At 37.3% G+C, this 26,923-nt stretch carries 24 protein-coding genes; 2 read left to right on the plus strand and 22 right to left on the minus strand.

The window, feature by feature from the left end; all coding sequences use genetic code 11:
• Nucleotide 1 precedes the first annotated feature (1 nt).
• Entirely contained in the window at nucleotides 2-1,408 is a 1,407-nt protein-coding gene (locus HMPREF0381_RS09290) for an amidophosphoribosyltransferase (RefSeq protein WP_008751714.1), read from the minus strand.
• 58 nt (nucleotides 1,409-1,466) lie between these two features.
• Nucleotides 1,467-3,458 (minus strand): transketolase, encoded by a 1,992-nt coding sequence (tkt, locus tag HMPREF0381_RS09295; RefSeq protein WP_008751715.1) that lies wholly within the window; start codon nucleotides 3,456-3,458, stop codon nucleotides 1,467-1,469.
• A gap of 243 nt (nucleotides 3,459-3,701) precedes the next feature.
• Between tkt and rpmB the strand changes: the two genes are divergently transcribed.
• Nucleotides 3,702-3,887, plus strand: coding sequence for a 50S ribosomal protein L28 (rpmB, locus tag HMPREF0381_RS09300; protein WP_008751716.1), 186 nt, complete (start codon nucleotides 3,702-3,704; stop codon nucleotides 3,885-3,887).
• Nucleotides 3,888-3,950: 63 nt separating this feature from the next.
• Here the strand turns inward: rpmB and fsa are convergent, their stop codons facing one another.
• From fsa to HMPREF0381_RS09340, 9 genes are all read right to left on the minus strand, one after another.
• Nucleotides 3,951-4,601 carry a fructose-6-phosphate aldolase gene (fsa, locus tag HMPREF0381_RS09305; protein ID WP_008751717.1) on the minus strand — a complete coding sequence of 217 codons (651 nt, stop codon included), beginning with the start codon at nucleotides 4,599-4,601 and terminating at the stop codon, nucleotides 3,951-3,953.
• A 116-nt stretch (nucleotides 4,602-4,717) separates the two neighbouring features.
• Nucleotides 4,718-5,260: an HdeD family acid-resistance protein gene (locus HMPREF0381_RS09310; protein ID WP_008751718.1), complete on the minus strand. Its 543-nt coding sequence runs from the start codon at nucleotides 5,258-5,260 to the stop codon at nucleotides 4,718-4,720.
• Nucleotides 5,260-6,606 carry a tetratricopeptide repeat protein gene (locus tag HMPREF0381_RS09315; protein ID WP_040461817.1) on the minus strand — a complete coding sequence of 449 codons (1,347 nt, stop codon included), beginning with the start codon at nucleotides 6,604-6,606 and terminating at the stop codon, nucleotides 5,260-5,262. The genes HMPREF0381_RS09310 and HMPREF0381_RS09315 overlap by 1 nt, the downstream gene beginning before the upstream one ends.
• A gap of 11 nt (nucleotides 6,607-6,617) precedes the next feature.
• Nucleotides 6,618-6,758, minus strand: a complete 141-nt coding sequence (locus HMPREF0381_RS15040; protein WP_008751720.1) for a hypothetical protein — start codon at nucleotides 6,756-6,758, stop codon at nucleotides 6,618-6,620.
• Nucleotides 6,745-7,950, minus strand: a complete 1,206-nt coding sequence (locus HMPREF0381_RS09320; RefSeq protein WP_008751721.1) for a bifunctional folylpolyglutamate synthase/dihydrofolate synthase — start codon at nucleotides 7,948-7,950, stop codon at nucleotides 6,745-6,747. The genes HMPREF0381_RS15040 and HMPREF0381_RS09320 overlap by 14 nt, the downstream gene beginning before the upstream one ends.
• Nucleotide 7,951: 1 nt before the next feature.
• Nucleotides 7,952-10,594 carry a valine--tRNA ligase gene (locus HMPREF0381_RS09325; RefSeq protein ID WP_008751722.1) on the minus strand — a complete coding sequence of 881 codons (2,643 nt, stop codon included), beginning with the start codon at nucleotides 10,592-10,594 and terminating at the stop codon, nucleotides 7,952-7,954.
• 9 nt (nucleotides 10,595-10,603) lie between these two features.
• Entirely contained in the window at nucleotides 10,604-11,422 is an 819-nt protein-coding gene (locus HMPREF0381_RS09330) for a tetratricopeptide repeat protein (RefSeq protein ID WP_008751723.1), read from the minus strand.
• Nucleotides 11,413-12,642: a DUF5716 family protein gene (locus HMPREF0381_RS09335; protein ID WP_207635185.1), complete on the minus strand. Its 1,230-nt coding sequence runs from the start codon at nucleotides 12,640-12,642 to the stop codon at nucleotides 11,413-11,415. The genes HMPREF0381_RS09330 and HMPREF0381_RS09335 overlap by 10 nt, the downstream gene beginning before the upstream one ends.
• Nucleotides 12,643-12,697: 55 nt before the next feature.
• Nucleotides 12,698-16,255, minus strand: a complete 3,558-nt coding sequence (locus HMPREF0381_RS09340) for a DUF5717 family protein (RefSeq protein ID WP_008751725.1) — start codon at nucleotides 16,253-16,255, stop codon at nucleotides 12,698-12,700.
• 143 nt (nucleotides 16,256-16,398) lie between these two features.
• Between HMPREF0381_RS09340 and HMPREF0381_RS09345 the strand changes: the two genes are divergently transcribed.
• Nucleotides 16,399-16,923 carry a DUF4364 family protein gene (locus HMPREF0381_RS09345; protein WP_008751726.1) on the plus strand — a complete coding sequence of 175 codons (525 nt, stop codon included), beginning with the start codon at nucleotides 16,399-16,401 and terminating at the stop codon, nucleotides 16,921-16,923.
• A gap of 22 nt (nucleotides 16,924-16,945) precedes the next feature.
• On the opposite strand, the gene HMPREF0381_RS09350 is transcribed toward HMPREF0381_RS09345, so the two are convergent.
• From HMPREF0381_RS09350 to HMPREF0381_RS09400, 11 genes are all read right to left on the minus strand, one after another.
• The gene (locus HMPREF0381_RS09350) at nucleotides 16,946-17,656 is read right to left on the minus strand and encodes an ABC transporter ATP-binding protein (RefSeq protein WP_008751727.1); all 711 of its coding nucleotides are present in this window, start codon (nucleotides 17,654-17,656) and stop codon (nucleotides 16,946-16,948) included.
• A gap of 8 nt (nucleotides 17,657-17,664) precedes the next feature.
• The gene (locus tag HMPREF0381_RS09355) at nucleotides 17,665-18,417 is read right to left on the minus strand and encodes an ABC transporter ATP-binding protein (protein ID WP_008751728.1); all 753 of its coding nucleotides are present in this window, start codon (nucleotides 18,415-18,417) and stop codon (nucleotides 17,665-17,667) included.
• Nucleotides 18,417-19,376: a branched-chain amino acid ABC transporter permease gene (locus HMPREF0381_RS09360; RefSeq protein WP_008751729.1), complete on the minus strand. Its 960-nt coding sequence runs from the start codon at nucleotides 19,374-19,376 to the stop codon at nucleotides 18,417-18,419. The genes HMPREF0381_RS09355 and HMPREF0381_RS09360 overlap by 1 nt, the downstream gene beginning before the upstream one ends.
• 7 nt (nucleotides 19,377-19,383) lie before the next feature.
• The gene (locus HMPREF0381_RS09365) at nucleotides 19,384-20,265 is read right to left on the minus strand and encodes a branched-chain amino acid ABC transporter permease (protein WP_008751730.1); all 882 of its coding nucleotides are present in this window, start codon (nucleotides 20,263-20,265) and stop codon (nucleotides 19,384-19,386) included.
• 111 nt (nucleotides 20,266-20,376) lie between these two features.
• Entirely contained in the window at nucleotides 20,377-21,561 is a 1,185-nt protein-coding gene (locus HMPREF0381_RS09370) for an ABC transporter substrate-binding protein (RefSeq protein ID WP_040461349.1), read from the minus strand.
• Nucleotides 21,562-21,791: 230 nt separating this feature from the next.
• Nucleotides 21,792-23,189, minus strand: a complete 1,398-nt coding sequence (gene gltA / locus HMPREF0381_RS09375) for an NADPH-dependent glutamate synthase (protein WP_008751732.1) — start codon at nucleotides 23,187-23,189, stop codon at nucleotides 21,792-21,794.
• Nucleotides 23,189-24,082 (minus strand): sulfide/dihydroorotate dehydrogenase-like FAD/NAD-binding protein, encoded by an 894-nt coding sequence (locus HMPREF0381_RS09380; RefSeq protein WP_040461350.1) that lies wholly within the window; start codon nucleotides 24,080-24,082, stop codon nucleotides 23,189-23,191. Before HMPREF0381_RS09380 ends, gltA begins: the two co-directional genes overlap by 1 nt.
• Nucleotides 24,083-24,214: 132 nt before the next feature.
• Nucleotides 24,215-25,240, minus strand: coding sequence for a sugar kinase (locus HMPREF0381_RS09385; RefSeq protein WP_008751734.1), 1,026 nt, complete (start codon nucleotides 25,238-25,240; stop codon nucleotides 24,215-24,217).
• Between the two features lie 98 nt (nucleotides 25,241-25,338).
• Entirely contained in the window at nucleotides 25,339-25,842 is a 504-nt protein-coding gene (locus HMPREF0381_RS09390) for a dihydrofolate reductase (RefSeq protein WP_008751735.1), read from the minus strand.
• The gene (locus tag HMPREF0381_RS09395) at nucleotides 25,817-26,467 is read right to left on the minus strand and encodes a hypothetical protein (protein WP_008751736.1); all 651 of its coding nucleotides are present in this window, start codon (nucleotides 26,465-26,467) and stop codon (nucleotides 25,817-25,819) included. The genes HMPREF0381_RS09390 and HMPREF0381_RS09395 overlap by 26 nt, the downstream gene beginning before the upstream one ends.
• Nucleotides 26,454-26,900 carry an NUDIX hydrolase gene (locus HMPREF0381_RS09400; RefSeq protein WP_008751737.1) on the minus strand — a complete coding sequence of 149 codons (447 nt, stop codon included), beginning with the start codon at nucleotides 26,898-26,900 and terminating at the stop codon, nucleotides 26,454-26,456. Before HMPREF0381_RS09400 ends, HMPREF0381_RS09395 begins: the two co-directional genes overlap by 14 nt.
• Nucleotides 26,901-26,923 lie beyond the last annotated feature (23 nt).

Genomic DNA, 26,923 nt, shown 5'->3' on the forward strand with positions numbered 1-26,923 from the left:
TTTACTCCTGCCCGTTCCAACAGTAGGTACATAGCTTACATGGCGAAATACCGACAGATTCTATGAGGTCATCCAGCCTGTGAAATCGCAAACTTGAGAAGTTTTGTATTCTCCTTATCTCTTCTACCATCTCTTTGTAATTTTTGCTGTCAGGTTTTGCATAATCAAACAGTATCTCCTTACTTACATTTTCCCCTTCTCTGTCTTTTATTATCCTTCTGGTGATTAAGTCATAGTCCGATTTTGACCTTGAAAAATTTAGATATTTGCAGCCGAAAAGAAGTGGAGGACATGCAGGTCTGACATGAACTTTTTTTGCACCGGAGTTGTACAAAAACTCTGTAGTCTCTCTTAATTGTGTACCTCTTACAATGGAGTCATCTATAAGCAATATATCATTTCCGCTTATCAGTTCTTGCACAGGTATCAACTTCATTTTTGCTATCAAATTTCTCTGACTCTGTTTAGTCGGCATAAATGACCTCGGCCATGTAGGTGTATATTTTATAAAAGGTCTTGCAAAAGGTATACCCGATTCATTTGCATATCCGATAGCATGTGCAGTACCTGAGTCCGGAACACCTGCCACAATATCTGCATCAACATCATCTCTTCCGGCTAAGAGCTTCCCACAATTATATCTCATAGTTTCTACATTAACCCCTTCATAAGAGGCGGTCGGGTATCCGTAGTAAACCCATAAAAATGTGCAGATTTTCATCTCATCTCTTGCAGGTGACACTTCTTTTACTTCATCTGCGGTTATAAACACTATCTCAGACGGTCCAAGTTCCTTATAAAAACTGTAGCCCAGATTCAAATATGCATAATTTTCAAATGTAATACAGAAAGTATCCTTTTTATGCCCTATTACAAGCGGTGTCCTTCCCAACCTGTCTCTGGCGGCATATATGCCTTCTCTTGTCAAAAGCACTACACTTATAGAACCTTTAACGGTATCCTGCACATACTCAAGTCCTTCTTTAAATGATTGCTTTGATGATATCAATGTGGCTACCAACTCATTGTCATTAATACGTCCACCGCTTTGCTCCTGAAAATGTACTCTTCCTTCCGCATACAATTTCTTAACTATTTCATCATGATTGTCCACCTTGCCCACTGTAGTGATGGAATAGCTTCCAAGATTTGACTGTATAAGTAAAGGCTGCGGATCTTCATCAGAAATACATCCGATTCCCATATATCCATGCAAATCATCCACATCTCTTTCAAACTTTGTTCTAAATGGTGAATTTTCAATATTGTGGATAACTCTATTGAAATACTCCCCGTCAAAAACCGCCATTCCGCCACGCCTTGTACCAAGATGTGAATGATAGTCCACCCCAAAAAACAGATCCGTTACACAGTCATCTTTACCTACTACACCGAAAATACCGCCCATCCTTATCTCCTTATAACTACAAAAAGCAGATATAGAAGTTCTATACCTGCCCGAAATTTTATTTATTTAATACTTCCTTAGCTGTTGCTACTACATTTTCTTTTGTAAAACCGAATTTTTTAAAAAGCAGATCCTGTGGTGCACTTGCTCCAAAAGAATTCATAGAGATAACTCTACCGTCAAGTCCTGTATACTTATCCCATCCGAAACCTGAAAGTGCCTCTATTGCCACTCTGTTTCTTACAGTGTTCGGAAGAATCTTATCCTTATACTCTTTGCTTTGCTTTTCAAATACATCCATACATGGCATACTTACAACTCTTGTAGCGACACCTTCATTTTCAAGTTCATCCGCCGCATCAACAGCAAGCGAAACTTCAGAGCCTGATGCTATCAAAATCATATCAGGAGTAGCCTTGGATGCTTCCTTTATGATATATCCGCCCTTAAGCGCCTCTTTAGTGCTTCCTGAAAGCTGTGGCAGATTCTGTCTTGTAAGCACGATAGCTGTAGGTGTTTTCTTTGATACAAGAGCTACATACCATGCCGCAACAGTTTCCTTTGCATCTGCCGGCCTGAATGTATTGAAATTCGGCAAAGACCTAAGCATAGCAAGTTGCTCTACAGGCTCATGTGTAGGTCCGTCCTCACCTACTCCTATAGAATCATGTGTAAAAACAAATATAGTCGGAATATTCATAAGTGCTGAAAGTCTTGCCATAGGTTTTGTATAATCACTGAATACAAAGAATGTGGCACAGTATGCTCTCAGTCCGCCATGAAGCAGGATACCGTTTGTGATAGCTGTCATTGCGAGTTCTCTTACACCGAAATGTATATTTCTGCCTGAGTAATCTCCCTTTTTTATATACCCCTCATCATTCATTACAGTCTTATTGGACGGAGACAGGTCGGCCGAACCGCCTATAAGATTCGGATACAAATCCTTTAGTCTGTTGATTATACTGCCTGATATATTTCTGGTTGCCGCTTTGTTTTCATCCCAACTCCAAAACTCATCGGTTTCTATCAATGACTCATCTATATCACTGTAATATTTCTCCCAAAGTTTTGCTTTATCAGGGTACTTATTTACGTACTCTTTAAACAGTTTATTCCACTCATCCTCAATCTTTTTATTTTTCTCATTTATAGACTTGAAGTTTTCATATACATCATCATCTACTTTAAAGCTCTCATCAGGATTAAATCCGAATCCTACTTTCAAATCTCTCAGTGCTTCACTTCCAAGAGGCTCACCATGTGATGATGCGCTTCCGGCCTTCTTTCCCGCACCGTAGCCTATTACAGTATTAACCTTTATAAATGAAGGCCTTTCCTTGTCCGCCTTAGCCTCTTTTATAGCTTTTCCTATGGCCTCAATATCATTGCCGTCTTCCACCTCTATTGTCTGAAATCCGAAAGCTTTCATTCTTTCCACTACATTCTCTGTAAAGGCAATATCTGTACTTCCCTCTATCGAAATACCGTTTGAATCATAGAACACGATTAGCTTTGACAGTCCGAGAGTTCCTGCAAGTGAAAATGCTTCAGATGAAATACCCTCCATCATACATCCGTCACCACCAAGAACATAAGTGTAGTGATCGACTATATCAAAGCCGTCCTCATTAAATACACTTGCCATATGTGCTTCAGCCATAGCCATTCCTACCGCCATTCCCATTCCTGCACCGAGAGGTCCTGTAGTCGCCTCCACTCCTACGGTATGACCATACTCAGGATGTCCGGGTGTCTTTGAACCAAGTTGTCTGAATTGTTTCAAATCCTCTAAGCTAAGGTCACCATACTGAAACAGATGAAATAATGAATACAAAAGCATAGAACCATGACCCGCAGATAAAATAAATCTGTCTCTGTTTGCCCAATCGGGATTTTTCGGATTGTGCTTCATATGATGTGCAAAAAGCTCATAGGCAATCGGGGCTGAACCCAGAGGCAAACCGGGATGGCCTGATTTTGCTTTTTCAATACCGTCCGCACTCAACACTCTTACAGTATTTATGGACTTAATGTCAATATTACTCATTTATATACTCCTTTTACAACAATATGTATCTTGGCATAAGATTACATTATTCAGAACTTAGCCTGAACTCCAATCCGTTATATTGTACCACAATATAATAAATTATAAAATGTCTTGCAAATAGTATTTTTTTTTGGTAGAATACAGCTGTTATGGATTTTGCACGGGTTTTTCCCTATTGTGATGAAGTCCAATCCAAAATAATTATAATCATTTATAATTAATGTCAAAGGAGGTGTAACCGTGGCAAAATGTTCAATATGCGAAAAAGCTGCTCATTTCGGTAATGCAGTAAGCCATTCTCATAGAAGATCCAATAAAATATGGAAGGCTAATGTTAAGTCCGTTAGGGTCAAAACAGAAGGTGGATCTAAGAAGATGTATGTATGTACTTCATGTCTTCGCTCAGGTTTTGTAGAGCGTGCTTAATTTATATTAGAGAATGCGTATTAAAACACAAAAAAGAGCCGCTAAAGGCTCTTTTTTGTTTCCTTATTTGACTGATTTTTCATAGTCCGCTACAAATTTCTTGATTCCGATATCTGTAAGAGGATGATCAAGCATTGACTTAAACACTGAATACGGTACTGTGGCAATATCGGCCCCTGCCTTTGCACATTCAAGTACATGCATATTGTTGCGTATAGAAGCGGCTATAATCTCAGTATCAATACCATGTAACTCAAAAATCTCCACAATATCTTCTATCAAAGATACACCTCTGGTCCCTACATCATCAAGTCTTCCAAGGAACGGTGACACATAACTTGCACCTGCCCTTGCAGCTAAAAGTGCCTGCAAAGGTGTAAAAATAAGAGTACAGTTTGTAGCAATACCCTCTTTGCCAAGTACAGCTATTGCCTTTAACCCTTCTTTTGTCATAGGAATCTTTACAACCATATTCTTATGAATCTTTGCAATCTCTCTTCCCTCCGCTATCATATCCTCCGCCTTTGTAGTAGTTGCCCTCACTTCACCGCTTATAGCACCGTCTACAATATCGGTAATCTCTTTGATAACATCCTCAAATGTCTTCCCTGACTTGGCAACCAAAGAAGGATTGGTAGTCACACCTGACAGAACTCCCCAAGAGGCAACCTCTCTGATTTCGTCCACATTTGCAGTATCAATAAAAAATCTCATACACCCACCTCACATATACTTTTTATTCTATTTTACCACTTTTATATGTTATTTCAACAATAAAACTATTGATAATATATTTCTTTAAGTATTTTATGAAGTTTATATCTTTAATATCATTTCATTTTTCTTTGCATTCTGTTTAATCTGAAAAATCTGAAAATATCCACAACCGCCTGTACTATAAGTGATACGGCAATTAAATATGCTATATAATTTGCTATTATTACCGGATTTGCTATCACTGTTATTCCGAATATTATCTCAACAACACCTGCAACTATAAGCCTCTGACCGATATTTTTCTCAAACTCTATTACTCTTCTTGACATCATAAGTCTGCTTATACCGACAAGCACAAGCCATATACCTACAACTACTATAATAGCAACAGGTATTCCAAGTGAATCACCTATCAGAAAATATATTCCCATAACTATGGAAATAATACCCTCTATCAGTCTCCAAACGCTTCTGCCCTCATGTTTTTCATAAAAGTATGCACTAAGTTGTGAAATTCCCTCTACAAGCAGCAATATACAGAATATAATATTCATTGTATATGCTATAAATAAAGGATTGTATATCATATAAATTCCAACTGTCAGGAACAGTACTCCAGACAGCAGTGAAATATACTTTGCTTTAGATATATTCATCAGTACCCTCTCTCTCTTTGTGCCTCCTTAGCGATTTTATCTTCAGGTGCGGCCGTAATAATCTCTGTAAACAGATTGTTGGCTGTCTCCACATCTCCTGAAGTTTTATATGCCAATGCCTTATTATACTTTGCCTGCAAATAATCAGGTGCTATTCTAAGTGCCGCATCATAGTAGCCTATAGCACCTGCATAGTCGCCCGCTTTGCTTAACCCGTCCCCTACGGCAGTCAAAAGCTTGGGACCTTCCGCCCTCATCTTGGGTGCAATCTCGGCAAAAGTACCTGTTATAGAAACTCCCGGGCCGTTATCTACATCAGTAAGCTGATTTGTGTCAATATTTGAGAATATTTCCGCCGCTTTTGTATAATTTTTTGCACCATATTCTCTTATAACACCTATAAGATACACATACTGCAAAAGCTTATAGTTCATATTTTCAGTGGATGTATTGTTAATCTCATTCAGCTTATTCACCTGATCATTTAAAGACTCATTTTCACTCTTTAATTCTTCCATAGAAATACCGGCATCACTTAGTTTCTGTGAAATCTCCACTACTTCTTTATTATGTGCCTTATTAAGTGCCACTTTCATAGTAGGCATATATAAAAATACCATGGCACAGGCACCCACAATAAGCCCGATGCCTACATTTACAGCTGTAAACATTCCTGAATAATTCTTATAGATTTCCGTTACAGGCATACTTGCACTTGTATTTTTTTCTACAGGCTTTTCTTTTTCCTTCTTTATCGGACTTCCTATAACAGAAAGCTTTACGCTACCTGACTTTCTCTCACTCACCGGCCTCATTTCATCCAGATAAGTGATGGCCTTTGCATTAAATCTGTCAATCAAAAGAACCGACTCAAGGAGTTTTCTTGCCTCACCTGCCTTGCCTTCTCTTATATCAAGCAGTGCAAGTGCAAGCATTGCCTTAATAAAATGAGGTCTGATATCCACAACCTGCTTTAGACTCATTCTTGCCATGTCATAGTTAACAGTCCTGATCTGTGAAACAGCCTTATTGTATTTTGAGATGGCCTCCTGTGACTTCTCAAGATATGTTGACTTGTTTCTCAGATTCTGCAAATAGTTCTGTGCAAGATTGTTCATAGACTTGATATTTATACTAATCACCCATGAAATAAGTGCCTTGGTCTCTTCTCCCATCTCAAACTGTATAAGTCCGTATAAGTTCCTGGCATCTATATTTTTCTTATTCAGTCCCAAAGCTATACTCAGTGCGTTTAATGCTGAAGATAAATTTCTTTCTTTTGCCAAAGACAGACCCAAATTATAATAGCCGTTTGACATCTGCTCCAGCCTTCTTCTTCTGTTCATACTAGCCATTTTTAGCCCTTTACTTGCTCTTTCAACAGTTCCATTAAAATATCATTCATATCTGAAATATCACTTTTTGCAATTATATCTTCCACTGCCGAAATATCCAGTGACGGCTTAAACTTACTTAATTCTTCTTCAAAATCTATCATCTGTTAATATCTCTCCCATCAGGTACAATGAGCCTACACAAAACAAAATCTCATCATCCCTTTTCTCAAACTCGGCATCAGACAAAGCTTGTCTTGTATTATTATAACAAGCAATATCCGACAGTCTTTTATTTTTTTCTAAAAGTATATTTAAGCTATTATAAAGCTTTTTTATATCATTACTTCTATATGAGTGCAATGAGCTTAGATAATACTTTTTTACATCTAAACTTGATGTAATTATATCAAGCATCCTCTCCGCTTCCTTATCTTTTACTATCGATATCAAAAGCTTTATCTTCTTGTTTCTTTTTTTTGAAACAGTAAGGACATTATTTACAAATTCTACTATTGCAGGCTCATTATGAGCACCGTCTATTATAATGTCTTTTTCTATTTCTTCCATTCTGCCATGCCACACTGTAGACTTTATAATCTCTGTATCTATATCCGGTTTTTTAAGCAGCTCTTTGGCTGCAAGTATTGCAAGTGCAGCCGCTTTTTTCTTGTAGTTTACATATGTAAAGTCAAAACTTTCATAATCAATACTTGACAGGGCAATTAATTTGGCATTTTCTTTTTTTGCCACCTCATTTATGACCTCATTTGCCTCTTTATCTCCGTCATCAAAGATTACAGTGGAGTCTTTTTTTATAATGCCTGCCTTCTCAAAAGCAATCTCTTTTACAGTATTTCCAAGATACATCATATGATCCATTCCGATACTTGTAATAATACTTAAAGTTTTATCAAAGACATTTGTAACATCCAGTCTGCCGCCCATGCCTGTCTCCAATATAACAAAATCCATTGGAAGACCGGAAAAATACACCATTGCTATATAAAACAGATATTCAAAGTATGTAGGAGGAGTCAAAACACCGTTCAATTTTTTTCTCACATACTTTGAAATATTCTCCAATTCGGCATCAGCTATAGGCAGCATATTAAACAATATTCTCTCATTGATTTCTATCAAATGTGGCGAAATAAAGGTTCCCACATTCTTTTTATCCGCCGTCAAAATATTGCTTAAATATGCACATACAGAGCCTTTCCCATTGGTTCCCGCTACATGTACAATCTTTGGAAGCTTTATATCAAGAAGTTTTATATTCTTTTTCACTTCAAAAAGTGTTGCCTTTTTCTTTGCCCACATGGGTATACTCTCTATATATTCTTTTTCATTCATATCAGTCGGACAGTCTTTCAAGCTGCTCTCTTACCTGTGAAAGCATCTGCTCATAGTTCTCAAGCTTTTTCTTTTCTTCATCTATTTTAGACTGTGGAGCCTTGCTTACAAACTTTTCATTTGAAAGCATTCCGGTTGACCTTGCCACCTCACCGATAAGTTTTTTCTCTTCTTTTTTCAGCCTTTCAACTTCCTTTTTGATATCTACAAGCTCTCTGAGCGGAAGACAAATAGAGGCATTTGGAATTGCAACCCTTACAGAGTCCTTTTCTACCGTCGAATCGTCAGAATCGATAATAAGCTTATCAAGTCCTGCAAGCTGTTTAAAGAAATCTGTAGCACTCTCAAAGATATCCCTTATCTTTTTATCCTCACTGACTACAATTCCCTTTGCTTTATGTGAAGGAGGTACATTCATAGAAGATCTTACATTTCTGACCGCCCTTACAGCTTCCTTTATAAGTTCAGCCTTGTTTTCATCATCCAAAAAATTATATTCAGGGTTTTCTACAGGCCAAGGTTCAATCATTATGGTCTTTACATCTTCATTGACAGTGCAATATATTTCCTCTGTTATAAAAGGCATAAACGGATGCAAAAGCTTAAGTATAGTATTCAAAACATAGATAAGTACTGCAAGTGCCGTATCTTTGGTATCATCCTCCTTATTCCAAAGCCTTAACTTTACCATCTCTATATACCAGTCACAAAACTCCTCCCATGCAAAGTCATAGATTTTTGAAAGTGCAATGCCAAGCTCAAATTTATCAAGGTTTGTGCTTACCTCATTTATAAGCTTGTTTGTCTTTGAAAGAATCCACTTGTCTGAAAGCATAAGCTTTGAACCATCTATTGCCTCAGGCTTTGACTCACCTATATTCATCATAATAAGTCTGGCAGCATTCCATATCTTATTGGCAAAGTTTCTTGCACTTTCCACTTTCTCATAGTAAAATCTCATATCATTTCCCGGGGCATTGCCGGTAATAAGCATCATTCTAAGAGCATCCGCACCGTACTTATCTATTACCTCAAGCGGATCAATACCGTTTCCAAGTGACTTACTCATCTTTCTGCCTTCAGAGTCCCTTACAAGTCCATGTATAAGCACTGTTTTAAACGGCGACTTGCCTGTCTGCTCATAGCCTGAGAATACCATTCTGACTACCCAGAAAAATATTATGTCATATCCTGTTACAAGTACATCTGTAGGATAGAAATACTTCATCTCAGGAGTATCATCAGGCCATCCAAGTGTCGAGAAAGGCCAAAGTGCTGATGAAAACCATGTATCAAGAGTGTCCTCATCCTGTATAAGCTCATGGCATCTGCATTTCGGACAGGCATCAGGCTTCTCCTTTGCAACTGTTATCTCTCCACATTCAGTACAGGTATATGCCGGTATTTGATGTCCCCACCAAAGCTGTCTTGATATACACCAGTCCTTGATATTTTCAAGCCAATGTAAGTAGGTCTTTGAGTAACTCTCAGGTACAAACTTAAGCTCCCCTGTTTCTATTGCTCTTATAGCAGGTTTTGCCATCTCACTCATAGATACAAACCACTGTGGCTTTATAAGAGGCTCAACCACAGTCTTACATCTGTCATGTCTGCCTACATTGTGTATATGCGGCACCACCTTTACCAAAAGCCCTTCATTCTTAAGGTCTTCCACTATAAGCTTTCTTGCTTCATATCTGTCAAGTCCGTCATACTTACTTCCCGCACAGTCAATAGTCGCATCGTCACGCATTATATTGATTTCAGGCAGATTATGTCTCTTTCCCACCTCAAAGTCATTCGGATCATGTGCAGGTGTTATCTTGACACATCCTGTACCGAATTCCTTATCTACATATTCATCCGCTATTACCGGAATTTCTCTGCCTACAAGGGGCAATATAAGCTTCTTGCCTATTATATCCTTATATCTGTCATCCGAAGGATTTACCGCTACCGCACTGTCACCTAAAAGTGTTTCAGGCCTTGTAGTTGCAATCTCTACATATTTGCCCTCTTCACCTGCTATAGGATACCTTATATGCCAGAAATTACCCTCCGTCTCAATATGCTCCACCTCGGCATCTGAAATGGATGTCTTACATACAGGACACCAGTTTATAATTCTATTGCCCTTGTAGATATATCCCTTTTCATAAAGCTTTACAAAGACTTCCTTTACGGCCCTTTGTCCATGCTCATCCATAGTAAATCTTTCTCTGTCCCAGTCGGCGGATGAGCCAAGTCTTTGAAGCTGATTAATTATCCTTGTGCCATAGTCATTTTTCCATGCCCATGCCTCTTTTAGGAATTTTTCTCTGCCAAGCTCATGCTTATTCTTTCCTTCGGCTTTTATCTTCTCAATTACCTTTACCTCTGTAGCTATAGCTGCATGGTCTGTTCCCGGTTGCCAAAGTGCCTCATATCCTGCCATTCTTTTATATCTGATAAGTATATCCTGCATAGTATTGTCAAGTGCATGACCCATATGCAGTTGCCCTGTGATATTTGGCGGCGGCATTATGATTGTAAACGGCTTTTTATCCTTATTTACCTTTGCATGAAAATACTTCCCCTCCAACCACTTTTTATATATTTTGCCTTCTATTTTTTGCGGACTATATGTCTTTTCCAAATCCTTCATACTTTCCTCTTATTTCATATTTCTGTAGTCTGATTTCAGCTTTGCAATATATTCATTTATCAGTTTTCTTTTTTCTTCTCTATTTTCTATCTGAAAAATATGTTCTATATATTTCAGTCTGTCACTGTCTTTGATACCGCTTAGTGCCATATCAAAAGCTTTCTTGGCCTCTTCCATCAAATCAGCCTTGCATGAATCGTTTATCTCTCCGGTCTTTTTCTTTTTTCCCTCTGAATCAAATATTCTCTTTAAAAAATACAGTTCCATCAAGGTTACTTCATCATTTGTCAGCTCATAAGATTTTTTGAAAGCGTCATAAGCTTCTTCATATAGAAAAAGGTTTGCATATGTAACTCCAAGGTTGTGATAAATGCTTCCGACAAAATTATTGTCCGACTTTTTATCCATATCAAGTATCTCAAGATAATACCTCTTTGCTGTTCCATATCTTCCTATATAGAACATATAATCGGCTCTTTGTTTGCCCACTTCCCATACGCTCATTTTCTTTATCTTTGCAACGGCATTTCTAAACAGAATGGATTCGGCATTATTATATAAATCGCATGAATCAATAATATATACTAAAATATCGGCATCATCCACTCCGTTTGTTCTCTTCCTTTTGATACTTTCAGCCAAAGTATTTTTATTAAGTTCATTTTCAATAAAGTCTACCATTGCATCACTTACTATACCCTCCGTGACCAATATCGGATTTTCATATATTATATAGCAAAGTTCCTCAAAACTGTATATATTCAGTGACAGTACCTCTATATGGAAAGAATTTTTTGTTCTTAAATTCTCACATAAAATCAATCCCATATACTCACCTCTATATTTCTCTTTGCATCGGTTGCAAAATACATATCTCCAAATCCTGCATCCGCTATCTCAAGGTTCATTATCTTATTGTTTAAAAAACTTGATTTAAAATATACTCTTCTGGTCTTTATAGGTCTCTTAGGCAAAAAATCAAGCAATATAGGAATATTTTTCTTTTCCTTACCGTCCACGCTTACTACATTTATATCAATAATCTCACTGTTGTCAGGTATCAGCAAAAGCTCCGTAGTAGGTTCATTCCAAAAATCCCCTGCTCTGCCTAAATATATCTTTGCCTGCTTACCGCTGTTGACTACCTCAATATATATATCAGATTTAAGTCTTCCTTCACATGTAGCCACTATATTGTAAATGGAATTCTCATTTGCAAGGTCTACACCTTTAAAAGCTGCTCCCTTGGCAAAAATATTTGTATCCAGATACACCCTGCCTCTTGAACACAGAAAGCTTATAAAATTCTCCGCCCAATCATGTTCCGCAAACACCTGACCTGTCAAAAAGATAGCGGAAAACTGCTTTTTATCCATTACTTTTTCTGCTACGGAGGTCAAAATCTTATCGGCAAGCTTCGCACCTGAAGGATTGCTGAGTATTTGCAGATTGAATGCCTCATCCATATTTTCAGATTCCGCACTTACATAGAGCTTTCTTGTATTTCTGTTTGTAAGCATTTCATAGTATGTAAGACTTACATCCGATAAATCAAACATTCCTACCCGATTGCTCCAAATATCTTTTTTTAATGAAAGTACAAAATAGATAAAACTTTCTTCCTTACTTATAATATGTATATGATTCGGTTGATATCCAAGCCCTACCAAGGCCTCTTTTATATCTCTCATAATATTTTGGTCTAAGCCTGCTATAGCTATTACAACTTCTTCAGGCTTTTCCTTATACAGCTTTTCCATTCCGACCTGTATTATCTCTTTAAAGAAAAGCTTCAGTATATCTCTACCCTTATATCTTGTCCCGTCAATGGTTGCAATTCCATTTTTTCTGGTTAATTTTAATAATTTATCAGTTATTATACCTTTTCCATCCAGTGCCATAGCATAGGCTTCTTCGCCTACAACCCAAGCATCTTCACTCTTTTTCTTACTTATAACAGTAGGAAATGTCAATGCTTCATCATCAGGATAAAATATAAGACCGGTACTTATATCCGATAAAGCGATTCCAAGTACCTTTGGATTCATTGTTTCTCCCATCCTATATAAATTTTAAATACAAATAATTGCATTCCTTTCTTTTTTATATCAGCACAAATAAGTTATCCACTAACTCATCCTTATATATAAATTCTGTTAACTTCTTCTTCATTTCCTCGTCTTTTCCCTCAGGCAAATCTTCCATATCATTTATAAGAATAAACCTGCTCTCTCTTGCATCCTCCTCTTTTTCGAACTGAACACAATCATTTGCCAATACCTTAACATTACCATCTATATTCTGCACAATCTGATACTCCCAAATTTCATCTGCAAAGATTTTCTTATATTTCACAAAAATATTTTTGTATACATTAGAGAACTCCTCTTCCTCAAAAATATCACTAAGCGGCAAAATCTTTGAATTAAGTACAATACCCTCTTTTTCTCCCTTATACTCTATAAAAACCGATTCTAAAATATCCCTGTCAACATAGACAAACTTTGCAAGTGACTTAAAATATGAGAAAATCATATCTTCATCACAAAGATTCTTTACAATCATCTCACAAAGTCTTGTCTGTTTGAAGTTAAGCTTTTCTTTCCTTGAATAATATTTTGACAGTGCCAGCATATAAATATTGGGGAACTCTTTGATATCGTCCACATCATTAAGTCCGTCCTCAAGGTACTCAAATACGGCATCGGAAGTCTCTTCATCATTCATAAAGAATGCATCACTCTTTATAGTAAAATATGCTCTGATAATAATATCCGTCACTCTTTTTCTGTCTGCATATATGCCGAATGCTTCATCAAGGTTTGCTGTCTGATTTGAAAACAACATCTGTATCAAAACTCTTTCTTCAAAGTCATATGTCTCAACATTTTGTTCTACGCAAGTCTTTAAACATTCAAACATATCAATTGTTCTGCCATTGTAAGTTCTCGCAATAAATTCAAGAGTCCTGTCACTGAATTCCCCCTCTTTGTAAAGTGTGAATGCAATGTTTGAGAGTATTTTATTTTGTTCAAAAGTTTCATCTTCTATCGCCTTTGAAACCAAAGTCAACAAATTATCCTTCTTTATATGCTCTATACCGAATGACTTTATGATTTCTATAGATTCAAGCTTATTTCCGATATTCATAAGAGTATCGCAATACATGAATATATTGTCCTCATTTAAACTTTTTACCCCTGTCTTATTTAAAAGTTCAAAGTTTATCTCTTTATCATTCTTAGATGACTCCCAAAAATATTCTATAAGTCTTGACATCAGCTTATTTCTAAATCTTTGGTCAATATCAATCTCTTCAACGGCATTTTCAATCAGTGAAACATCCTCCACATCTATTCCGACTCCGTCTGCTATCCTGTCAAGCTTTTCAAGTCTGCGCATATCATGATCTTTGTCTATCTCATATGCTCTGTCCACCAGATTTTGCATATGGAATATTTTGTCCATCACCATATCCTTTGAATAATATCTGTTTCCGACTTCATCTTCAATAAGGATAACGGCATTGTCCGAATACAGTGCTATATATGCTCTCTTGTCCTTCAGTTCATATATCTTCTCGCCGTTTAACTCAGGATATACTACAATGATGGACTTGGCACCGTCTTCAGGAACATATATATTATATGAATTTATCAAAAACGGAATAATCTTTGCAAGTCTCTCATCTATATCATCCTCTTCAAGGATTCCTGAATAAATATTGATTAAATGCTCATCCATCTTTAACTTCATAGCATTGTCAATTGTAAATATCTTTATTCTCTTTATATATGCCCTGTATATTTCACTATTGTGCTGGTAATATTCTACCACATTTTCAAATATTCTCAGCTTAAACTCCTCAGTCATTGAGTTGATTCGTTCAAAGTATTTAAGTGCCGACTCGGGCATAGGTACATCATACCTTTCAGGCAGTGAATAGATAAAGTACTCATATATTCTGTCTACTTGCAGTCCTTTTTCAATACATCTTTCATACCATTTGTTGACATAGCTCTTTCTCACATTACCGTTTATAAATATCTCACAGATATCTGAAAGCAGTTCATTACTTGGAAGTGCATTATATATGGAAAGCAAAATATTTAAAATTGCACCGTTTACCCTCTTTGTTTCTCTGACTACCTCCAAAATTTTTTCCGACAAACTTATAGATATCAAATTATTTCTGATACCGAAGCTCAGTGCCAGTACTTCCAAAGTGCCGCAACTGTTTAAAAGATGCGGATTTTTACAAAGTAACCTTGCATACTCCATCATCAAAATACTTGACCTGTCACCAAGCTCAAAAGCTCTCTTTAAAAATCTTTGCTTTTCTGCCGGATTGTCAACAAGTGTATTATCCAAGTTCAAAATAAGTACAAGTTCTATTATAGAGTGGTCTTTTTTATATAAATCCTTTACAAGTTTACAGAGATCTCTGATTTTTTCAGCATCAGGATACATATATGTATCTAAATATTCCAAAATCAGATATTCATCTCTCAGTTCATGCTTATTTTCTTTTATTTTGTTGTCAATGCTGTTTATAGTGGACTTTGCTCCGGCCTTATCGTTTTGCATCAGGAATATCTCCGCCTTAAGCAGTTTGACCAAAAGACTCTTATATGTGCTTACAAGCAATCTGTCAAGCACTGCAAGCATCTTGAACAGAATTTCATTTTTTTGAAGTTTATCATTACTAAGTTCAAATTCTATTCTGAGCTTGAAGTAGTTTATCCACTGTTTTCTTTCAAACAGTCTTGCCTCCCTTTGATACTCCTTTTCAAGGTTTTTATTTATTACTATCTCTAAATTTTTCTCATTTAAACCGTTTTTGAAATTTATATTTGCAATATTTTTCTTATCATCCAAGAGGTCCGGATCAATACTGAATTCAAGTTCATATACATTGTCTGCAAAGTCTTCATTCTTTATCTTATCCTTATTAAGCTTTATATATCCGGCATTTGTAGAAACATCTATATCTAAAAGCCCCCAATTTTCCTTGTAGACTTTTATAGAAGCTGTCTTTTCTTCTTCTACACTTGCAAAATCAAGCCGGCTGCTCTCAAGTTGAAAACTTACAGCCTCTTTATTACCGGCAGCCTGTAAGAAATTTTCAAGGTTTGATCTGAAATCATTGCCCCTGCTCAAAGTCTCATATAATTTTTGCAGTTTTATATCCTTCATAAATCCTGAACTGCAAAAATCTTTATACATAAAAATAGCCAATGCAATACTCATATCTTCTTTTGCAATGACCATGAAATCATCTACAGTCTTTAATGAATTTAATACCATTACTGTATCTGTATTTTTAATATAGAAAATATAGGGTATCTCTTTCTCACCTGCATTTGTAACCAGTGTAATGCTGCCCTCTATCTTTTCATTACTGTTCAGATTTCCGGAATTGATTTCAAGTACAAGTATATTCTTTATCCCGCCAAAAGTTGAATCCACCACTCTCACCCTTATATTGTCAGAGTAGGCAACACCTTTTAAAGGTATCCTATTACCACTTCTTACTTCTATTTCAAAGCGAACTGCTTCATCTACCTTTATAGGCAGGTTTATATTACTTGGCTCACAGACCAATATCGGTAATTCTTCTTCTATAATACCCTTTGCCAAACGATTGATTCGCTCTCTCATCTATACACCTCTTCTATAAACCGTGAGTTACATTTTAACATAAAAATGTATTAATTACTATATCAATTATATAAGTTCAGCGTTATGCTTTACAGACCTACGCATTTGTTGTAAAATCTTTATAATACACAGGAGGTCACATGATGCTCTCAGAACCTATGACATTATACAAATTAATGATATTATATATGTTAAATCAAGTGAAATTTCCACTTACCAACTCAAATATATCAGATTTTTTTGTCAGTAAAGAATATACCACTTATTTTATAGTTCAACAGGCTCTTACGGAGTTGCTTGAAGCGAACTTGATAAGTATGGAAAATATCAATAATACCTCAAGATATGATATGACAAAGGAGGGTGAGGAGGCTCTTTCATTCTTTGAAAAGCAGATTTCACCCGCTATTATCACTGATATAAATGAATTCATACAGACCAACAAGTTTCGTATGCGAAACGAAGTCTCCACTACAGCAGAATATTATAAACTCCCCGGCAATGAATTAATTGTACACTGTGAAGTACTTGAGGGCAAAACTCCTCTTATCAATATAGAGATCAACTCACCTGATGAAGAACAGGCCACTGTTATGACCAACAACTGGCGTTCATGCAGTCAGGACATCTATCAATATATTATGAAAAAACTTTTGGGAGATATGTAAAAAGGACACGTCTGTGTCCTTTTTATTCTCCAAGATATGCCTTTTTTACACTGTCATCATTCATCAGTGTCTTTGCATCTCCTTCTAATACTATATTTCCGGTTTCAAGTACATATGCTCTGTCAGCAATACCGAGTGCCTTCTTGGCATTCTGTTCAACCAACAGTACAGTGGTTCCGCTCTCATGTATCTCTCTTATAATATCAAATATCTCATTTACATACAGAGGTGAAAGTCCCATTGAAGGCTCATCCATAACTATTACCTTGGGATTACTCATAAGTGCTCTGCCCATTGCAAGCATCTGCTGTTCACCGCCTGAGAGAGTACCTGCAAGTTGAGATTTTCTCTCCGCAAGCCTCGGAAATCTCTTATATATTTTATCAAGTCCGTCTTCAATGCCCGCTTTGTCATTTCTGATATATGCACCGAGTCTTAAATTTTCAAGTACAGTCAAATCTCCAAAGACTCTTCTGCCTTCAGGAACATGTGCCATACCGAGCTTAACAATATCGTGTGCCTTGGTTTTTGTTATATCCCTGCCTTCAAACTCAATGCTTCCCTCTTTTGCACTCAAAAGTCCTGTTACAGTGTGCAGTATGGAAGTTTTTCCGGCACCGTTTGCACCGATAAGTGCTACTATTTCACCTTGATTTACAAAAAAACTTGCACCCTTTACAGCCTTTATCATTCCATAGTTTACGACCAGGTTATTTACCTTTAATATTTCCACAGCCCCTCCTATTCTCCCAAATATGCTGTAATAACTTCAGGGTTGTTAAGTACCTCGCTTGGTGTACCGCTTGCAAGCTCAGTGCCGAAGTTTAACACCGACAATTTCTCACAGATACCTGCAACAAGTTTCATATCATGTTCTATCAAAAGTATTGTCACATTATACATATCTCTTATCTGCCTGATAGTTTTCATAAGTTCTTCCGTTTCATTCGGGTTCATACCGGCAGCCGGCTCATCAAGCAGTAAAAGCGAAGGACTTGTAGCAAGTGCTCTGGCAATCTCAAGTTTTCTCTGCTCACCATATGGAAGATTTCCTGAGAGTGTATCACTCTTATCATCCAGCGAAAATACTTTCAGTATATCCGTTGCAAGCTCATCCATCTCTTTTTCTTTTTTACCAAAGCCGAATATATGTGTCATAGATGTAAGAAGCGAATACCTGACCTTCTCATGCAATGCCGCCTTTACATTGTCAAGTACAGACATATTTGAAAAAAGCCTTATGTTTTGAAATGTTCTGGCAATACCCATATTGTTGATCTGTGTAGGTGTTTTTCCGTTTATCAGATTGCCTTCAAGCCTTATAGTTCCGGTTGTAGGTTTATATACCCCTGTTAAAAGATTAAACACTGTAGTCTTTCCTGCGCCGTTTGGCCCTATCAGACCATATAACATTCCTTTTTCTATATTCAGATTAAAATTGTCAACTGCTTTTAATCCGCCAAACTGTATTCCAAGATTTTTACACTCCAGCATTATTCCTCCCTTCCAAGCTTTCTGAAGGTCCTATTCAGTGATAAGCCGGACTTAAATTTACTGTTATTGAATATCATCATTACAATAAGCACTATTGCATAAAGTAACATTCTAAGATTATCTGCACCTCTTAAGAACTCAGGCAATAATGTAAGTATTATCGCCGAGATTATTGAACCCGGTATATTTCCCATACCTCCAAGAACTACAAATACCAGTATTTCAATAGATTTGTTGTAATCAAATATACCGGGCTTTATGATTCCTACATTATGGGCATACAGGGCACCTGCAATTCCCGCAAATCCGGCAGCAATAACAAAAGCCATGACCTTATACCTGCTGATATTTATACCTATAGACTCGGCCGCAATATCATTGTCACGAATGGACTTTATCGCTCTGCCGTCTCTTGAATCTATAAGATTTGAAATCAAAACTATAGTTATTACCATTATTACAAATACTACGGTAAAATTTTTATAATCCGAGTACAGAGGTATCTTGCTAAGACCCTTTGAACCTCCTGTGATCTTAAGATAATTGATTATTGACTTTATTATCTCACCAAATGCAAGAGTTACAATAGCCAGATAATCTCCTCTAAGCCTTAATACAGGCACACCGATCAGGAATCCAAAAAATGCAGCCGATATTCCACCGCAAATTAATGCTGTAAAAAAAGCAAGTACAGGAGGAAATGTATTGCTTAATGCAATTGAGAGCAATGCACTTGAATATGCACCTATCGACATAAATCCTGCATGACCCAGTGAAAGCTCTCCCAAAAATCCGGTTACCAGGTTAAGTGATACTGCCAACATTATATTCACACATATAGGAACTATAAGAGACTTATACTGTCTGCTTAACACGCCTGAATTTATCAATACAAACACTAATGCATAGGCCAGCAACATTATTACTATATTTATTATAGTTTTTTTATTTACCTTCATATCACACCTATACCTTTACTATCTTTTTCTTACCCAAAAGTCCTGACGGTCTGAACAACAACACTACTATCAGCACTCCAAATACTATAGCATCTGCAAGTTCCGTTGAAATATATGCCTTTGAAACACTCTCTATAAGTCCCAGAAGTATCCCGCCGATCATTGCACCCGGTATGCTGCCTATACCGCCAAGTACCGCCGCTACAAATGCCTTGATACCGGGAAGCGCTCCAAGAGTAGGTTTCATAGACTGATACTGACATATATACAGTACACCTGCAACAGCCGCAAGAGCGGAGCCTATAGCAAATGTCATTGAAATAGTGCTGTTTACATTGATTCCCATAAGTTCCGCCGCACCCTTGTCCTCGGATACAGCCCTCATGGCAGAACCGAGTTTTGTCTTATTGACAAATAATGTGAGCAATATCATTGCTATGGCTGTAACAATCAATGTCACCACTGTTATGCTTGAAATCACAACCGGTCCGATACTGATATTTACATTTGGAATTACAGACTGAAACGGAATCGGCGTAGAACCGAATATAAGCAGTGACGCACTTTGTAAGAAGAAACTCATACCGATAGCGGTAATCAAAACCGCAAGCGGCGGTGCGCTTCTAAGCGGCTTATATGCCACTTTTTCAATCATTACTCCAAGGACTCCACATATAATAACAGTTATTAAAAGTGCTATAGGAACAGGAAGTCCCAACACGGAAATACTGAAATAAAGAGCATACGCTCCTACCATTATAATATCCCCATGGGCAAAATTTATCATTTTAGCTATACCATATACCATTGTATAACCGATAGCAATCAATGCATAAATGCTTCCGGTCCTCAAACCGTTTATTAACTGTTCAATAAAGTTAATTAACATTTCTTTACCCCTCTTTACCTAAACTACGGAAAACTCCTACATTTTTTAGAAGCTTTCCGAGGTTTATGTTAAAAAAGAGGATGGGACATCTATCCCGTCCTCTTACAATTATCAGTTATTATCAAAAAGCTGATACTCACCATTTGTTATGGTAACGAACTTAGGCTCTTTATTCGGCTCGCCGTCAGCATTAAATGATACCTTACCTGTGATACCGTCAACCTGAATCTCTGTCATAGCCTTTATAAGATCATCGCTTTCAATACTTCCCGCTTTCTCCATGTCCGCCTTGATAACATAAACCGTATCATATCCGTCAGCTGCGAACTGATCAGGAGTTGCATTGTATGCCTTCTTATAAGCATCTGTAAACTTGGCCGCCGACGGATCTGAAGCTAAGAACGGGCTTAAGAATACGGCACCTTCCGCCTGTGACTCGTCTGTAAGCTGAGCAATGATACCGTCCCAACCGTCGGAACCTACAAATGCAGAATCAATACCCTGTTGCTTTGCCTGCTGTACAATATGTGCAGCCGCCTCATAATATGCAGGTACAAATATAAGCTTTGCACCGGATGCCTTAATCTGTGTAAGCTGTGTTGTAAAGTCAACATCATCATTTGTAAATGACTGCTCGTTTACTATAAGAGCAGACTGACCCTTTGCATTAAGTTCATCCTTAAAAGCCTCATATACACCTGTTGAATACTCATCTGAATTGTTATAAAGAACGGCAACACTCTCATATCCCTGATCAAGTACAAAGTCTGCAATCATCTTTCCCTGAAGCGGGTCTGTAAAGCAAAGTCTGAACGCATTCGGATTCTTTGTAATATCCTTTGCAGAGCCTGAAGGTGTAATTTGAAGGATATTATCCTTTGCCGTCAAATCTGTAAGTGCAAGTGAAGAACCGCTTGTTACGGCACCCATATACACATTGATTTTACTGTCCATAAGCTTGTTATATGCATTAACCGCCTTATCTTCTTTTGCCTCATCATCCTGGAAATTAAGTGCCAGCTGATATGTCTTATCTCCAACTTTTACACCGCCTGCCGCATTGATTTCATCAATAGCTATAGTTGCGCCGTTTTTCACCGAATTACCATAAGATGCGGCACTACCTGTAAGAGGTCCTGTAGCTCCTATAGTAAATACATCCCCTGATGACTTGGCTGCCGCCGTTTCATTCTTTGAACCTGTATCTGCCGCTTTATCTGAACCTGAGTTTCCACAGGCTGTAAGTGCCAATCCAAAAGTCAATGCCAATGCTGACAATAATACTTTCTTCTTCATAATACCTCCATAAAAATTAAATTTAATAAAACTCATCTCATTATATTTATTTCATATATCCATGTCAATGAATAGTCAACCTTGCAGGTATATATTTTTATTATGGCAAATATAACCGGCAGATATAACAAAACCCCTGTTCAATCATTATTTGTAACAGAGGTTTTATAATAAATCTTTATTTAATCGTCAGTATTATCTATTTTGTTCTTTAAATAATTTCTTTCATATTATTTTGATTTAGCTGAAAGATACTCATCTATTCCCCTTGCACCTGCTCTGCCTGCCTCCATAGCAAGAATAACGGTTGCAGCACCTGTAACGGCATCACCTCCGGCAAACACTCCCTCTCTGGATGTCTGTCCGGTCTTTTCATCAGCCTCAATACATTTCCACTTATTTATATTAAGACCGTCTGTTGTCTTTGAGATAAGCGGATTTGGTGAAGTACCAAGTGACATTATAACGGTATCACAGTCAATGACAAACTCACTGCCCTTTATAGCAACAGGTCTTCTTCTTCCGCTTGCATCCGGCTCACCAAGCTCCATCTTGACAACCTTTATTCCTTTTACCCAACCTTTTTCATCTTCAAGGATCTCTACAGGGTTTGTAAGCAGGTCAAAAATAATGCCTTCCTGCTTTGCATGATGCACTTCTTCCGCTCTTGCAGGCAACTCGGCTTCACTTCTTCTATATACGATATGTACCTCGGCACCAAGTCTGAGTGCCGTTCTTGCAGCATCCATAGCTACATTTCCGCCGCCTACAACACATACCTTCTTACTCTTGATTATAGGTGTGTGATAATCGTCTCTAAACGCTTTCATAAGATTGTTTCTTGTAAGGTACTCATTTGCCGAGAACACACCGTTTGCATTTTCACCCGGAATACCCATAAACATCGGAAGTCCCGCACCTGAACCTATAAATACCGCATCAAATCCCTCTTCATCAAGCAGTTCATCAACAGTAACAGTCTTTCCGATAATAACATCCGTTTCAATCTTTACACCAAGGTCAATAACATTTTGTATCTCAGGCAGTACCACCGCATCCTTCGGCAATCTGAACTCAGGAATACCATAAATCAAAACACCGCCCGGCTCATGCAATGCTTCAAATATAGTCACTTCATATCCAAGCTTTGCAAGATCGCCTGCGCAGCTAAGTCCTGCAGGACCTGAACCTATTACAGCTACTCTTTTACCGTTTTTATTCGGATTTGCCTTTGGCTTAATGCCCATTTTTCTTGCGGTATCAGCTACATATCTCTCAAGCTTACCTATAGAAACAGCCTCGCCTCTGTTTCCTCTTATACATACACCCTCGCACTGTGTTTCCTGTGGACAAACTCTACCACATACTGCCGGCAATGAACTTGACTGTGCTATAACATCTGAAGCGCCTTCAATATTGTCCTTTAATATCTCCTGAATAAATGCGGGGATGTTGATTGATACAGGGCAACCTTTTATACATTTTGCATTCTTACAGTTAAAGCACCTTGTAGCCTCCGCCATAGCTTCTTCCTTAGAATATCCAAGACATACCTCATCAAAATTCTTAGCTCTTACTTGAGGCTCCTGCTCAGCAACAGCAACTTTCTTCCACATATCCTGTGCCATTATTTGTCACCTCCACATACTCCACATCCGCCATGATGTGTTTCACCTTCTATAACCTTCAAAAGTTCCCTGCCCTCTTCCGTCTTATAAATCTGCAATCTTTGAAGCGCTTCATTGAAATTGATCTTATGAGCATCAAACTCAGGACCGTCAACACATGCAAATTTGATTTCATCACCGACAGAAAGTCTGCAAGCACCACACATACCGGTACCGTCCACCATAATAGTGTTCATACTGGCAATTGTAGGTATACCAAGTTCTTTTGTGAGAAGTGATACGAATTTCATCATAATCATCGGTCCGATAACCACGCAATGATCATATTTCTTGCCCTCATTTTCGACAAGATCTTTTATCTTATCCGTTACAAGACCCTTAAAGCCGTAAGAACCGTCATCTGTACATACATATAAATTACCGGATACGGACTTAAGTTCATCCTCAAGTATTACAAAGTCCTTGCTCTTGGCACCTTGTACCACATCGGCCTTGATTCCTCTTTCATATAACCACTTAACCTGTGGATACACAGGTGCCGTTCCAAGACCTCCGGCTACAAAAAGAATATTCTTTTTCTTAAGTTCTTCAATATCTTCCGATATAAGATCACTTGCATTTCCAAGCGGTCCTACAAAGTCCATAAACTCGTCGCCTTCTTTAAGATCATCTGCTATCAGTCTGGTTGAGCCGCCAATAACCTGAATAACAATTGTAACCGTTCCTGCCTCTCTATCATAGTCACAGACAGTTAAAGGTATTCTCTCACCCTGTTTGTCCTGTTTTACGATAACAAATTCTCCGGGAAGACATTTTGCCGCCACTCTCTTAGCCAAAACATCAAAAAGATAGATGTTTTCAGCCAATTTTCTTTTTTTAACAATAGGAAACATATTGTTTATTCCTCCAAATAGATAAAATCTCATATCTATAATAGCATAAAAAAAAGAAAAAACCAACCCGAATGAAAGCAATATATCAGAATAGTTCGTTAATTTTTTGTTTATTTTGATAAACAATTGTCTTTATCTATTCATTTCAGACCTATATCCTTCAGTCATATTGTGGTCTGCAATAATAATGTCAATATCATGCAAATTTGAGGACGGAACGTCACCCGGAATGGTATTTTTCACAGCCGAATATGCATTTCCATATGCTATAGCCTGCTTACAATCCAGTCTGTAATGAAGCAATCCGTACAATGCCCCTGCAATATATGCATCACCGCTTCCAATTCTGTCCACTACATCAATAGACTTATACGGTTCTTCCGTGTAGTACTCATTTTGATATGCATTGTATATTATAGACCCGAAGTCATGTACCTTAGGAGAATGTACCACTCTCTGTGTGGACGCAACTATTGAGATAGGATATTCATCTGTAAATGATTTCATAATCTCTTTTATATCTCCACGTTTATCAAATGTAAGTCTGGCGGTATCTTCAGAGCAAAAGAAAATGTCCACATATGGCAGTATTCTTTCTATAGTCACTCTTGCTTCATCTCCTGTCCATAGATTTGCCCTGAAGTTGACATCAAACGATATAATGGAACCGTTATCTTTAAACTTTTTTATCATTTCTATAGCCGTTTCTCTTGAATTTTCACAGAGTGCCAGTGTAATACCTGTAGTATGAAAACATGTGGTGGACTTATACATATCACCCTTAAACTCATTTATACTTATACGTTCAAAGCATGAGTTCTTTCTATCATATATTACATTCGGCTTTCTCGGATATGCACCATGCTCATAGAAATATATACCGACTCTTGCATCTCTTCCGGTATCATAGATTATATAATCATCACTTATTCCATAAGATCTGATGGTATTCTTTATATAAGCTCCAATCTCATGTGAGGGCAACTTGGTGATAACCCCTGTCTTTAGACCAAGCAGTGAAGCACCTACCGCCACATTCAGTTCAGCTCCTCCCACTTGTCTGATAAGAGTATCTCCTCTTACCAGTCTGTCATCTCTTACTGGTGAAAGTCTAAGAAGTACCTGTCCGAAAGTTAACAAATCAAATTTCTTTTCCATTGTTCTACCTTTATTCTACCTTTCATAATATCACAACATAAGTCATAGAACTTTAATCTTACAATCCTTGTTGTGATTATTTTTACTATAATAAAATATTAAAGCCGATTATTTCTTTTATATAATCTAAATGTATATGGTATATCAAAGTAAGTTTCTTCCTCGGTTTCTAAAATCAAATCCCAATTTTCATCTTTTTCCATATTCAAAAAATGCCTGTCCGCCTCATACTCATAGTCAATATATGTAATATGAGCAATATTGCAATAGGGTAAAAAATCATTATAAACACTTTCCCCTCCTATCACAAAAACATCATTATCATCTATATTATTTTTCTTTATGTAATCTAAACAGGCATCTACACTGTTTAAAACTGTAGCTCCTTTTACAGTAAGAGACTTATCATTTGATAAAACTATATTTTTTCTGCCTGCAAGAGGCTTGGCCCCCGGAAGTGATAACAATGTATTATGTCCCATTATTATCACTTTACCGGTAGTCTCTTCTCTAAAAAGCTTTTTATCTCTGGGTATTGAAACTAAGAGCTTACCTTTATTTCCGATACCCCACCTTTTATCTACCGAAACTATTATATTCATGTTGCTCCTCAGATATAATGATTTCATTTGCATATGGCAAGGTCTTTATCCAGTCGCAAAAACTCCTCCACTCATCCAGCTTATGATTCTTTCTTGACCTGTATATATTCACCAAAGTCTCATAGTTCAGTGTGCAAGTTCTCAACTGATTATAGCTTGACGGCAAGAGCTGTATAATATCGTACCAAAATTTCTTGTCTTTACTTTCTATATATAAAATTCTTATCTTTTCAAGTTCATCTATAAGATTTTTCAGGATACTCAAACCGTTCTTACTTAGATGATCATGTGAAAAATCTTCCAATTCAAAATGCTTTGAATGAATCTTATGCATTGTAGAGGTGGAGTTTGCCACTGTTCCAACCTTATAAGTGTCATATTCCTTCCACCAGTAAAGCGGAGCCGTAATATCTATAGAAACCATTATCTGTCTTAAGTACTTTCTGTGATCACTGCTGCCTGCTCCCCTAAGTCTTTTAGCCAGCGAAAGGTCATTCTCTCCTAAAATATAATCGCCGTTCTCATTATAGCCGCTGTCCGATCTTGCCCATGAGTTCATAGGATTTCTTGCTCCTCTCATGGCATTTTCCAGATTCATTACATAGCACTCTTTAAAATCTATCATCCCATCTCCTCATTCTCTTTAATTCCGTGTAAATATTGTAACCTCGCTCAAGCATCATCCTTTCATTTGAAAACTTTAACAGATGAAAGGACTCATGATATTTATAATATCCGGAATCCACAAAATACTCTTCTCTTTGTGGTCTTGAAAAGTAACTGTCTGTCTTCATTAAAAACCAGTGTACTCTTTTGTCAATCAAATCCGTGCTTGTATTAAATGTATAATGGCTTGTCCCTATAAATTGTACTATTCTGGCCTTTGCTCCGGTCTCTTCATATACTTCTCTTAGTGCAGTCTGTTCAAATGTCTCACCAAGTTCCACAGTTCCCTTTGGCAAAACCCATCCCTCATACTTATTTTTATAATTTTTAAATAAGGTCAATATCTTTCCATGATATATAACTACACCACCGCAGCTAGTTGCTTCTATCATTGCACACCTCCACTTTAGTGATA

The sequence above is a fragment of the Lachnoanaerobaculum saburreum DSM 3986 genome, from assembly GCF_000185385.1.
Classification (GTDB): Bacteria; Bacillota; Clostridia; order Lachnospirales; family Lachnospiraceae; genus Lachnoanaerobaculum; species Lachnoanaerobaculum saburreum.

What these genes read in the sequence shown, in the direction of transcription:
- HMPREF0381_RS15040 (WP_008751720.1), bottom strand. Translation starts at nt 6,758, where the DNA reads ATGATAGATTTTGAAGAAGAATTAAGTAAGTTTAAGCCGTCACTGGAT.
- HMPREF0381_RS09400 (WP_008751737.1), bottom strand. Translation starts at nt 26,900, where the DNA reads ATGATAGAAGCAACTAGCTGCGGTGGTGTAGTTATATATCATGGAAAG.
- HMPREF0381_RS09310 (WP_008751718.1), bottom strand. Translation starts at nt 5,260, where the DNA reads ATGAATATATCTAAAGCAAAGTATATTTCACTGCTGTCTGGAGTACTG.
- HMPREF0381_RS09325 (WP_008751722.1), bottom strand. Translation starts at nt 10,594, where the DNA reads ATGAAGGATTTGGAAAAGACATATAGTCCGCAAAAAATAGAAGGCAAA.
- fsa (WP_008751717.1), bottom strand. Translation starts at nt 4,601, where the DNA reads ATGAGATTTTTTATTGATACTGCAAATGTGGACGAAATCAGAGAGGTT.
- HMPREF0381_RS09330 (WP_008751723.1), bottom strand. Translation starts at nt 11,422, where the DNA reads ATGGGATTGATTTTATGTGAGAATTTAAGAACAAAAAATTCTTTCCAT.
- HMPREF0381_RS09370 (WP_040461349.1), bottom strand. Translation starts at nt 21,561, where the DNA reads ATGAAGAAGAAAGTATTATTGTCAGCATTGGCATTGACTTTTGGATTG.
- HMPREF0381_RS09355 (WP_008751728.1), bottom strand. Translation starts at nt 18,417, where the DNA reads ATGCTGGAGTGTAAAAATCTTGGAATACAGTTTGGCGGATTAAAAGCA.
- HMPREF0381_RS09365 (WP_008751730.1), bottom strand. Translation starts at nt 20,265, where the DNA reads ATGTTAATTAACTTTATTGAACAGTTAATAAACGGTTTGAGGACCGGA.
- HMPREF0381_RS09380 (WP_040461350.1), bottom strand. Translation starts at nt 24,082, where the DNA reads ATGTTTCCTATTGTTAAAAAAAGAAAATTGGCTGAAAACATCTATCTT.
- HMPREF0381_RS09385 (WP_008751734.1), bottom strand. Translation starts at nt 25,240, where the DNA reads ATGGAAAAGAAATTTGATTTGTTAACTTTCGGACAGGTACTTCTTAGA.
- HMPREF0381_RS09315 (WP_040461817.1), bottom strand. Translation starts at nt 6,606, where the DNA reads ATGAACAGAAGAAGAAGGCTGGAGCAGATGTCAAACGGCTATTATAAT.
- HMPREF0381_RS09335 (WP_207635185.1), bottom strand. Translation starts at nt 12,642, where the DNA reads ATGAATCCAAAGGTACTTGGAATCGCTTTATCGGATATAAGTACCGGT.
- HMPREF0381_RS09360 (WP_008751729.1), bottom strand. Translation starts at nt 19,376, where the DNA reads ATGAAGGTAAATAAAAAAACTATAATAAATATAGTAATAATGTTGCTG.
- HMPREF0381_RS09320 (WP_008751721.1), bottom strand. Translation starts at nt 7,950, where the DNA reads ATGAATGAAAAAGAATATATAGAGAGTATACCCATGTGGGCAAAGAAA.
- gltA (WP_008751732.1), bottom strand. Translation starts at nt 23,189, where the DNA reads ATGGCACAGGATATGTGGAAGAAAGTTGCTGTTGCTGAGCAGGAGCCT.
- HMPREF0381_RS09290 (WP_008751714.1), bottom strand. Translation starts at nt 1,408, where the DNA reads ATGGGCGGTATTTTCGGTGTAGTAGGTAAAGATGACTGTGTAACGGAT.
- HMPREF0381_RS09390 (WP_008751735.1), bottom strand. Translation starts at nt 25,842, where the DNA reads ATGAATATAATAGTTTCGGTAGATAAAAGGTGGGGTATCGGAAATAAA.
- HMPREF0381_RS09345 (WP_008751726.1), top strand. Translation starts at nt 16,399, where the DNA reads ATGCTCTCAGAACCTATGACATTATACAAATTAATGATATTATATATG.
- HMPREF0381_RS09340 (WP_008751725.1), bottom strand. Translation starts at nt 16,255, where the DNA reads ATGAGAGAGCGAATCAATCGTTTGGCAAAGGGTATTATAGAAGAAGAA.
- tkt (WP_008751715.1), bottom strand. Translation starts at nt 3,458, where the DNA reads ATGAGTAATATTGACATTAAGTCCATAAATACTGTAAGAGTGTTGAGT.
- HMPREF0381_RS09395 (WP_008751736.1), bottom strand. Translation starts at nt 26,467, where the DNA reads ATGATAGATTTTAAAGAGTGCTATGTAATGAATCTGGAAAATGCCATG.